The sequence below is a fragment of the Jatrophihabitans sp. genome (genome assembly GCF_036389215.1).
In the GTDB taxonomy this organism is placed as follows: domain Bacteria; phylum Actinomycetota; class Actinomycetes; order Mycobacteriales; family Jatrophihabitantaceae; genus Jatrophihabitans_A.
Map to the genome: position 1 here is coordinate 1 of NZ_DASVQG010000185.1, position 2,094 is coordinate 2,094.

Here is a 2,094-nt window from a genome sequence, read left to right on the forward strand (position 1 = left end):
GCGCGACCTGTCGGTATCGCTGAACAACGTCGGCGGGATGCACGAGCAGCAGGGCAACCTGGACGCCGCGCTGGCCGCGTTCACCGAGTCACTGGAGCTGTCCCGCCGACTCGCCGAGCAGCACGGCAGCACCCCGCAGGCGCTGCGCGACCTGTCGGTATCGCTCGACAACGTCGGCAAGGTGCAGCGGGACCAGGGTGACCTGGACGCCGCGCTGGCCGCGTTCACCGAGTCACTGGAGCTGTCCCGCCGGCGCGCCGAGCAGTACGGCAGCACCCCGCAGGCGCTGCGCGACCTGTCGGTATCGCTGGAGAACGTCGGTGGGGTGCGGGAGCTGCAGGGCGACCTGGACGCCGCGCTGGCCGCGTTCACCGAGTCACTGGAACTTCGTCGCCGACTCGCCGAGCAGTACGGCAGCACCCCGCAGGCGCTGCGCGACCTGTCGGTGGCGCTGAATAACGTCGGCTGGCTGCGTGAGCGGCAAGAGGAGCCAACCGATGCCAACCGGGCTTATGCGGAAGGGGTCATGTTGTGCGAGCAACTCCACGACCGGTTTCCGGGCCTGCGGGACGATGGCCTTCTGCAGCACCTGAGGGCGTCGGCGGAGCGAACCGCGGAGGCAGCTGATCCACTGCCTCCTACGAGGTGACGGGCCGCTGGCCGAGCGTGGTGTCGATCAGCTCGCAGGCATCCTGGAGCCGCGTGCCCAGGTAGCTGCCGGGCAGGTTGCGGCGGCTGCGGAGTGAGGTGAAGGCGTTGCCCGCGTAGAACACCTCGACGCCGAGGACGTTCGCCGCGTGCAGTGATTGGATGGCGCGGGCGCGACCGGAGTTGAGGTGCGAGACGATGACGACAGCCCCGGCTCGGCTCGCGTGCACCGCGGTCTCCAGAGCGGGTACGGAGGTCCTCGCCCCGAGCAGGCGGACGGGCCACTGCTGGTAGCGAAGCAGCGTCCCCAGTGCCTCCAGGCCGATGGTGTGCAGGTCGGTCGGCCCGCACGCCAGGACGAGTGGCGTCGCTCGGGTAGGCGCGGGGGCGTAGGCGGACAGGGTCTCCAGCCAGGCCCGCGACGCCTCGGTGGCGAGGTGTTCCTGCTCCACGTCGCAGCGTCCGGTCTGCCACCACAGGCCCACCTGCCGCATCGCCGGCAGCAGCACGTCGTCCAGACAGGCGGCCAGGCCGAGAGTGCCGTGAGCCCGGGTCAGGTGCTCGCGCACCGCGATGGGGTCCGATCGGTCGGACGCGGCGAGTATGTCGTTGACGAACTCGCTGGCGGCGCCGGTGTGCTGGAGCAGCTGCCGCACCGACTCGGCGGCCACGCTCGCTCGCTTGCCTCGGGCTATCTCATCGCGCATCAGCCTGAGTCCGTGCAGGTCCGCGGTGGAGTACCGGCGGTGCTTGCCCGCCCCCCGGGCCGATTCGGGCAGGTTGTACCGCAGTTCCCAGGAGCGCAAGGTCGGCATCGGAACGCCGAGTTGGCGCGCCGCCTCGGCGATCGGCACGCCGGGGGACGTGCCGGGCGACTCCTCGCGACCGCTGGGAGCCACCATCAGTCCGGACCTGCCGGGCCGTTCCGCGGTGGGCCGCTGGGGGTCAGCTCAGCGGTGTTCCCCGTCGAAGAGGAAAACCGTCGCATGAAGGGAGCGTATCGCCGGCCTGCGAAGTTGGGCAGGCTGGCTGTCGTGCCTACCCTGGGTGGCCTTACCCTGCGTGGCCTACCTGGGTGGCTATACCTGCGTGGCCTACCGTGCGTGCTCCGGTGGCGTCCCCAGGTCAGGCAAGCGCGGGAAGCCCGCGCCCGTTTCTGTCGCTCGCGCCTTGGAGAGGATGAGCGCCGACGCGGTTTGCAGTCGGGTTCCGAGGTAGGTCCCGGGCACGTTGCGTCGTAGCTCGGCGGTCGCGAAGGCGTTCCCGGCATAGAACAGTTCTGGTACCCGTCCCTGAACCGAGCGAAGTGAGTCAGCGGCGCGGTTCCGGTTGACTGGCAGGTGCGACACGATGACGACAGCCATGGGAAGGCTGGCTCGGATCGCCGTGGCGAGCGTGCGCGTAGTGACCCGGGCACCGAGCAGCCGGCAGTCCTGCCCCTCGTAG

General features: G+C 70.3%; 3 protein-coding genes. 1 reads left to right on the forward strand and 2 read right to left on the reverse strand.

Going from position 1 to position 2,094, the window contains the following annotated elements; genetic code table 11:
- The coding region (locus VF542_RS09765) for a tetratricopeptide repeat protein (RefSeq protein WP_408651513.1) at positions 1–649 on the forward strand (649 nt) is incomplete at its 5' end.
- Here VF542_RS09765 and VF542_RS09770 read toward each other — a convergent pair.
- The gene (locus tag VF542_RS09770) at positions 639–1,550 is read right to left on the reverse strand and encodes a MerR family transcriptional regulator (protein WP_408651514.1); all 912 of its coding nucleotides are present in this window, start codon (positions 1,548–1,550) and stop codon (positions 639–641) included. The two genes, VF542_RS09765 and VF542_RS09770, sit on opposite strands and share 11 nt — an antisense overlap.
- Before the next feature lie 192 nt (positions 1,551–1,742).
- Positions 1,743–2,094 (reverse strand): hypothetical protein (locus tag VF542_RS09775; protein WP_408651515.1); only part of this gene is annotated, 352 nt, incomplete at its 5' end.

Excerpts from the sequence above, each read along its gene's own strand:
- VF542_RS09770 (WP_408651514.1), bottom strand. The coding sequence starts at position 1,550 with ATGGTGGCTCCCAGCGGTCGCGAGGAGTCGCCCGGCACGTCCCCCGGC.